The sequence below is a fragment of the Clostridium sp. genome (assembly GCF_051654825.1).
Classification (GTDB): Bacteria; Bacillota; Clostridia; order Clostridiales; family Clostridiaceae; genus Clostridium.
In genome coordinates this window covers 1-8,101 of sequence record NZ_JBOFYU010000070.1, presented here as the reverse complement: position 1 = coordinate 8,101, position 8,101 = coordinate 1, and the positions used below count along the sequence as shown (strand labels likewise).

The window sequence follows — 8,101 nt, the reverse complement described above, 5'->3', positions numbered from 1 at the left end:
GTAAAATCTTCTAATAATATTGATAAATTTAAAGTATTTAAACCACCATCTTTAGTATCTAATACTCTTGAAGCTCTAACAAACTCATTAGTCATAGCATTTCTAACTGCATTTTCTAGTTCTTCACTTATATGTATTTCTGGAGCCTCTTCTAAAACCTTCACATTAGGATCTCCCCACGGTAAGTTTTTAGCTTTATTTACATCAGTATTTATAAATATAGTATTTATAAATTTAGCATCTCTAAAGTCTACTTCATCTAAATTTACTGAATCAAAAATAGCATTTTCAAATGTTGCTGTTCTAAACTTACTATTTTTTAAGTTAGTTCCTATAAACTCAGCTTGCTTAAAGCTACATCCATAAAAATCACATGATTTAAAATGAGCTCCTCTAAAACTTGTAAAGTTAAAATTTGAACCTGCAAAGCTACTATTATAACAGTTACTTCTAGTTAAGTTCTTATACATAAAGTTTTTATTTTGTTTTTCTGTATTATTATAATGAAAATTTCCTTTTACACTATTGTTTCTAGCCATTTTATCCTCCAATAAAGCTCGTAAGCTTATGTTTTTATTATGTTATTACATTCTATCACAAATGCCCTTATTATTATTACTATTTCTAAATATTTTTATTTTCAATCACTAATACTGAATTTTTTTTAAATCTAGTAATACTAAAGCTATTTTATAATAATATCTACCTTACTTCAAACATTTAAAGCTCTCTATATTCTTTTATATACTAAAAAAGGAGCCTTAGGCTCCTATCTAATTTATATTAATATATTTTTATACTATTTTAATCATTTTATATAAGCTATGAGAACAAAATTTTTCTTCTCTCTCAAACTTATAATCTAATTTTTCATAAAATACCCTTATATTCGCATCCTTTGCTAACAAGGAACATTTTGAGTAGCCATTTTCCTTAGCCATTTTTTCTGCTAGCTTCATAAGCTCTTTTCCTATTCCTTTTCCTCTAACTTCAGGCGATGTAGCAAGGTTAGCAATATACATTTCCCCATCATCACTTTCATTTAATCCATAACTAAAAAATACATCTTTAATAAATAATAACTTTCTTTTTATCCCTTTAATTAAAGAAACTAATTTTAAGCTAGTCTTAATATCTAAGTTAAATATTTCTTCATTTTTAAGCAATATTATTGCTCCACATATTTTTCCATTTAATTCTGCAACCTTTATTTTAGTATAAGAATATCTAGACCCCTCACTTTTAACTAGCCATTCAATTCTGCTTAATGTTTCTCTTTTTGTGCCCTGACCCCATACATACTCTGGTTCATCCTCTGTAGCATATATAAGTTCAGCGATACTGGCGGCATCAGATTCCGATGCATCTCTTAAATTTAAATTCTTCATAATATAATCCCTCTCTCATAATTAAAAGACTTTCTAAATCTTTTTCTATATTATATTAAAAGAACTTATTAAGATTAAGGTCTTATGCCTTGTAATTATAGTACTTTTATGCCATATTATATATACTTTTATTATGATTTTTAGCCCAAATGTCCTTAAAATATACTCTAAAGCCTACAATATCTGCAAGTAGCCATCCAATGGGAATAGACCACCAAATTCCACTTGCTCCTAGAGGAGTTTCTGATAATATATACGCTAGTACCACTCTTGTTCCTAGTGATATTACAGTTAATATTATTGACATTCTTAATCTTCCAAGACCTCTATATAATCCATAAAACATAAATAAAAATCCTATTAAAACATAAAATACCGCAACAACTGAAATATATTCAACACCTAAATTTATAACATCTACTTCAGTTTTATCCACAAATAATAACATTATATTTTTAGAAAAAATAAGAATTAATGATGAAGTTATAATGCAAAAAATAATTATAGTTTTAATTGCACTTATTACTCCTTCCTTTATTCTTTCTTTATTGTCAGCTCCCTTATTTTGAGCCACATATGTTGCAAATGCATTTCCAAAGTCCTGTACTGGCATATAAGCTATAGAATCTATTTTAGCTCCTGCCGCAAATGCTGCCATTACTGTTGCTCCAAATGTATTTACTAACCCTTGAACAATCAGTATTCCAAAATTCATTATAGATTGCTGAATAGATGTTAAAATAGAATACTTTGCTACTAAATTAAAAGTACTCTTATTAAATTTCAAATCTTCCTTTTTAAGCTTTATAAAGCTTACCTTTTTTAAAACATAAATTATACTTAATACTGCTGATATTCCTTGGGCAATAATAGTTGCTATAGCCACTCCCCTAACTCCTAAATTAAACACTAAAACAAATACTAAGTCTAAAACTATATTAACTATTGCAGCTATTATCAAAAAGTATAACGGTCTTTTAGAATCTCCAATTGCTCTAAGTAATGATGTCCCCCAGTTATAAACAAATGTAAAAAATAACCCTAATATAATTATTATTAAATATGATTTAGAATCTAAGATTAGATTTTCTGGCATATTAAATAACATAAGTATTTCATCTATAAGACCTAGTGATATAACCATTAATATTATAGTTACAGCTCCAATAAATAAAAATGATGTAAACAAAGTATTTTTAAGCTTCTTTACTTCATTTCCCCCATAATATTGAGAAAATATAATTCCCGATCCCATATTTAACCCTATTATTATAGATGTTATAAATGAAATAATAGCAAATGATGATCCTACTGCTGCTAAAGCATCTATTCCAACAAATTTACCTACTATAATGGTATCTACAACATTGTAAATTTGCTGAAATATATTTCCAATTATCATAGGCAATGCAAATTTTAATATTAACTTATTTGGATTGCCCTTTGTCATGTCTATCATGTTTTTACCTCTCTATTTTTATAAAGATATATTCTTATACAAAATTAAAAGTCTATATTATTATAATTAAAATAATATAGACTAATATTTACCTTTTAATATCAATTATTCCTCACATACATTTAAATTTCTTTATTGAATAAGTTCTAAAACCTTTTCATTACAATCATCACTAAGTTCAAGCTTGTCTATAGAATAATTCAGCTTTTTATATAATTGATTTTCATCTATTCTCATTGTTACATAACTCGTGATAATATTGCTAATTTCTAATACTACTTGCAGTGCTTCTATTCTATCATCCGGCTCAAATTCTTTATTTTGAACAGCTCTATAAATTATATATCCATAAGTTGAGCATAATTCAATATAATCCATTATCTCTTCTGAGTCTATTTTATTAAGCATGTATTCAATTCTCATGCTGTCATAAATAGTGCATACATTTTCATTTATATTAAAATGTATAGCAGCATTAACAAACTCGTCTCTTAAATCCTCTGTAACCTTTTCCTTTAAATAATTTATTACTATTTCCTCTATACATCCTTGTCTCATTGCTGTCCCCCTGATAAATTCTTCTAACTATATTTTACCATAACTTCCTTAAATAATAAATTCATTGTTTTTAAATTTCTAAGTCAAATAAATCTATTTTTTTAATGTATTTATCTATTTTTTTATTTATTTACTAAATTATTACAAATATTATATAATATATATAAATTATGAGAGGGGCGTTAATATGAGTAAAATAAACTTAGTTCTACCAAACTTAATATATAAAACTCAATACTTGAATATGGTTGAAGAATATAAACTAGACATAAAAAAAACAGGTTTTGATATTTTTATTCCAATATCTAATAATAATACCTTTGAAGATGATATTGAAAAACTACATCTCACTTCACAGGGAATAAACTTACCCCAAGGATGGGTTCCTGAAAGTGTTTTTTGGCTACTAAATAAAGATTCAAATATTATTGGCGTAATTTCAATTCGTCATAATTTAACCCCGAATCTTAAGTTTAGAGGTGGACATATTGCCTATTATATAGTTCCTTCTCAAAGAAAAAAAGGATATGCAACTAAAATGCTTAAGCTTGCTCTTAATGAATGTAAAAAATTAAATATTACTAAAGCCTTAATTACTTGTTCAAAATCTAATATAGCTTCAGCTAAAACTATTATTAATAATGGTGGAATCATTCATTCAGAAGATACTTTAAATGGAGATGTATTTCAGCGATACTGGATTACCATTTAAGCTAATAAGTAAAAGTGAGTAGTTTTTTAGAGTTAAAAAGTAGAAAACTAGCCCGTTAAGATATTTCTCTTATCTAAAAGTAAAAAGAGAATAGTTGAAAGGTTAGTATACCTCTTCACTATTCTCTCTTACTGCTTCTCTATCTTAACTTATAACTATTTTGTTTCACTTCCAAAAGCCTTTTCGTAATCTGCAATAAATTTCTTAATTCCTATATCTGTTAATGTATGCTTTGTCATTTGAAGAATAACTCCATATGGTATTGTTGCTATATGTGATCCTGCTAATGCTGCATCTAAAACATGCATAGGATTTCTAACACTTGCAGATATTATTTCTGTTTCTATTGCATGAATATCAAAGACTTCTGCTATTTGTTTGATTAAGTCTATTCCTGGATTACCTATATCATCCATTCTTCCTAAAAATGGACTAACATAAGTTGCACCAGCTCTTGCTGCCAATAATGCTTGCAGTGGTGAAAATATTAATGTTACATTTGTCTTTATTCCTTTAGATGATAATTCCTTTACAGCCTTTAATCCTTCTTCACACATAGGAATTTTAATGACTATATTTTTATGCATTGCTGAAAGCTTAATCCCTTCTTCAACCATTCCTTTAGACTCTAAGCTCATAACCTCTGCACTAATTGGACCATTAACTATTGAACAAATTTCATTTATTACATCTTTTAAATCTCTTCCTTCTTTAGCTATTAATGATGGATTAGTTGTAACCCCACAAATAACACCTAACTCATTTGCTTTTCTGATTTCTTCAATGTTTGCTGTATCAATAAATATTTTCATATTAATCCACTCCAATCAATTTTTAAAATTATATTTCAATTACATTTTTTAAGTATTTGAATATTTTAGAACCTTTTATAATATACTTTGTTATTACTATTCTATTAATTTTAAAACCTTATTATTCTAACCTAACACTGACTTAATTTCTTCTACAATTGCCTTTGTAGTTAAACCGTACTTTTCCATTAATTGATCTGGTGTTCCTGATTCACCAAAGGTATCTTGAATTCCTATCATTCTAACCTTAGTTGGACATTCACTGCACACAACTTGTGATACCATTGCTCCAAGTCCACCTATAATTGAATGTTCTTCAGCTGTAATTATAGCTTTTGTTTCTTTTGCAGCCTTTATTATTATTTCTCTATCTATTGGTTTTATAGTAGCCATATTTATAACTCTTACACCTAAACCACTAACTGCTTCTAATTCCTTAGATGCCTCTATTGCCTTTTGAACCATCATACCTGTTGCTATTACTGTTATATCATTACCTTCTCTTATTTGAACTCCCTTTCCGATTTCAAATTTATAATTATCATCAAATATATCCTCTGTATTACATCTACCAAATCTTAAGTAAACAGGTCCTTCAAAGTTTGCTGCTGCCTTAGTTGCTTGCATAGCTTCTCTATGATCAGCTGGTACTATTACAGTCATATTTGGAAGTGAATTCATAAGTGCTATATCTTCAACAGATTGATGTGAACCACCATCTTCTCCAACTGTAATTCCTGCATGAGTTGCAGCAATTTTAACATTCATCTTTGGATAACAAATTGAATTTCTAATTATTTCAAAGGCTCTTCCTGTTGCAAATACTGCAAATGTACTTGCAAATGGTATATTTCCTACGTTAGCTAACCCAGCTGCCATTCCCATTAAGTTTTGTTCTGCTATTCCAGCATTGAAAAATCTATCACTAAAATTATTTTTAAAATCATTTGTTTTTGTTGATTTAGAAAGGTCAGCATCTAATACTACAACCTTATCGTTTTCTCTTCCTAGCTCTACTAATGCCATTCCATATGATTCTCTTGTTGCCTTACCCATTCTTAAATCCTCCTACTTTGCAATGTCTTCTAATGCTTTTTCTGTTTGTTCTGCATTTGGTGCTTGACCATGCCATCCTGCTTCATTTTCCATAAAGCTTACGCCCTTACCTTTTACTGTTTTAGCAATGATTACACTTGGTTTACCCTTGCATTCATCAGCATTTTTAAATGCTTCATCTATTTGATCATAATCGTGTCCATCACAACAAATTACATTCCATCCAAAGCTTTCAAACTTCTTATCTAGTGGGCTTATTCCCATAACATCTTCATTTTTCCCATCTATTTGTAATCCATTAAAATCTACTATTGCTACTAAATTATCTAGCTTATAATGAGCTGCTGCCATTGCTGCTTCCCAAACTAAACCTTCTTGAAGTTCACCATCTCCTAAAACTGCATAAACCTTTGATGTTTTCTTTTGGCATTTTAATCCTATTGCCATTCCTGTAGCATTAGAAATTCCTTGACCTAATGATCCTGTTGATACATCAACACCTGGAATCTTTTTAGCATCTGGATGACCTTGAAGTAATGCTCCTATTTTTCTTAAATTCTTTAACTCTTCTTTATTAAAGTATCCCTTTTCTGCTAAAACAGAATAAAGAGCTGGAGCTGCATGCCCCTTACTTAATACAAATCTGTCTCTGTCTTCATCCTTAGGATTATTTACATCTACATTCATTTTTTCATAATATAAGTATGTAATTATATCCGCACAAGATAATGATCCACCTGGATGACCTGACTTTGATTCATAAAGCATTTCTATTATATTTTTTCTTACTTCTTTAGATACTGAAATTAAATTTTCTTTATTCATTACTATCCACCAACCAATCTATTTTATTGTTTTTCTTTCTACTAAATATGGATCTAAATTTATTACCTTTTTATCCTTACTTTTGCTATTTATTATTTCTATTAATAAATTACAAGATTCCTTTCCCATATTATATATAGGTTGAGCTATAGTTGTTAGCTCTGGCTCTATAAAGGAGCATATTCCTATATTATCATACCCTAAAATACTTATATCTTCCGGTATCTTATATCCCTTTCTTAATAAACATTTCATTCCACCTATAGCCATAACATCACTACTATAAAATATTACATCTATAGGTAACCCTTTCTTTATTAACTTTTCTGTAGCTATAATTCCTCCATCTAATGAAATATCTCCACTATCTATAAGTTCTTTATTAAAAACATTATATTCCTTAGCTAATTCACAAAAGTACATTAATCTTGAATTTTTAACTACTTCATTTTTATCTGTTCCAACAAAGGCTATATTCTTATATCCCTTATTTACTAGGTATTCTACACCTAACCTTATTCCATCTCCATTGTCACAAAAGACTCCATTAAAATCTTCCTCTTCATTAATATGTCTATCTACAACTACAAATGGAATGTTATTTCCCTTTAAAAGTTCTGTTGATCTATTACTTTCACCACTTGCAGCAATTACAACTCCATCAACTAATTTGCTAATCAGCAATGTTATATATTCTTCTTCTTTTTTGCCACTATTAAATGTGTTACACAAGATTATGCTATAGCCATGCTTTTCAGCTTCAGTTTCTATTGCCTTTGCCATTTCTGCAAAAAATGGATTTTCTATGTCTGGAATTACAAATCCTATGGTATAGCTCTTATTAGTACTTAAGCTTCTAGCTAAAGAGTTTGGTATATAATTTAATTCCTTTGCTGCTTCAAATATTCTATTTCTTGTTTCATCTGATACATTTATTTCTTTTTTATTTAACACCATTGATACTGTGGTTCTAGATACATTTGCCTTTTTAGCTATATCTACCAACGTTGCCTTTGCCATATATATTACCTCTTAACTTTAAATGTTTTTCAAAATTATACCATATTTCATGTTAATATACTATTTTTTTCAATAAAATTTTATTTATTTGTTAGATTAACTCCTTTTAAAGAGCTAATCTAACTTTTATTCTTACTTGCTTACTACTTTTAAATCTGCTGCTATTTCTGAGTCTACTTTTTCACCATTATATATTTTTTCAGCTAATTGAACTCCTAATGCACCTATCAAATCTGGTTGTTGAGCTACCGTTGCTATCATTTCACCTTTT

9 protein-coding genes and 1 pseudogene are annotated in these 8,101 nt (G+C 28.5%); 1 reads left to right on the top strand and 9 read right to left on the bottom strand.

Features of this window, described 5'->3' with window-relative positions; all coding sequences use genetic code 11:
- The 4 genes from ACRDBA_RS04540 to ACRDBA_RS04525 all read right to left on the bottom strand — a co-directional run.
- Positions 1-539 (bottom strand): pentapeptide repeat-containing protein (locus ACRDBA_RS04540; RefSeq protein ID WP_438571735.1); only part of this gene is annotated, 539 nt, incomplete at its 3' end.
- Between the two features lie 255 nt (positions 540-794).
- Positions 795-1,388: a GNAT family N-acetyltransferase gene (locus ACRDBA_RS04535; RefSeq protein ID WP_438571734.1), complete on the bottom strand. Its 594-nt coding sequence runs from the start codon at positions 1,386-1,388 to the stop codon at positions 795-797.
- Positions 1,389-1,494: 106 nt separating this feature from the next.
- Positions 1,495-2,847 (bottom strand): MATE family efflux transporter, encoded by a 1,353-nt coding sequence (locus ACRDBA_RS04530; RefSeq protein ID WP_438571733.1) that lies wholly within the window; start codon positions 2,845-2,847, stop codon positions 1,495-1,497.
- 132 nt (positions 2,848-2,979) lie between these two features.
- Positions 2,980-3,405, bottom strand: coding sequence for a hypothetical protein (locus tag ACRDBA_RS04525; protein WP_438571732.1), 426 nt, complete (start codon positions 3,403-3,405; stop codon positions 2,980-2,982).
- Positions 3,406-3,592: 187 nt separating this feature from the next.
- On the opposite strand from ACRDBA_RS04525, the gene ACRDBA_RS04520 reads away from it, so the two are divergent.
- The gene (locus ACRDBA_RS04520) at positions 3,593-4,117 is read left to right on the top strand and encodes a GNAT family N-acetyltransferase (RefSeq protein WP_438571731.1); all 525 of its coding nucleotides are present in this window, start codon (positions 3,593-3,595) and stop codon (positions 4,115-4,117) included.
- Between the two features lie 155 nt (positions 4,118-4,272).
- Here ACRDBA_RS04520 and fsa read toward each other — a convergent pair whose 3' ends face one another.
- The 5 genes and pseudogenes from fsa to ACRDBA_RS04495 all read right to left on the bottom strand — a co-directional run.
- Complete coding sequence (gene fsa / locus ACRDBA_RS04515) at positions 4,273-4,929, bottom strand: fructose-6-phosphate aldolase (RefSeq protein ID WP_438571730.1); 657 nt, start codon at positions 4,927-4,929, stop codon at positions 4,273-4,275.
- 126 nt (positions 4,930-5,055) lie between these two features.
- Positions 5,056-5,985: a transketolase family protein gene (locus tag ACRDBA_RS04510; RefSeq protein WP_438571729.1), complete on the bottom strand. Its 930-nt coding sequence runs from the start codon at positions 5,983-5,985 to the stop codon at positions 5,056-5,058.
- A 12-nt stretch (positions 5,986-5,997) separates the two neighbouring features.
- On the bottom strand, positions 5,998-6,810 hold the full coding sequence (locus ACRDBA_RS04505; protein ID WP_438571728.1) for a transketolase: 813 nt from the start codon (positions 6,808-6,810) through the stop codon (positions 5,998-6,000).
- An 18-nt stretch (positions 6,811-6,828) separates the two neighbouring features.
- Positions 6,829-7,830, bottom strand: coding sequence for a LacI family DNA-binding transcriptional regulator (locus ACRDBA_RS04500; RefSeq protein ID WP_438571727.1), 1,002 nt, complete (start codon positions 7,828-7,830; stop codon positions 6,829-6,831).
- A 132-nt stretch (positions 7,831-7,962) separates the two neighbouring features.
- Positions 7,963-8,101 (bottom strand): annotated as a pseudogene (locus ACRDBA_RS04495) (D-ribose ABC transporter substrate-binding protein); the annotation flags it as partial.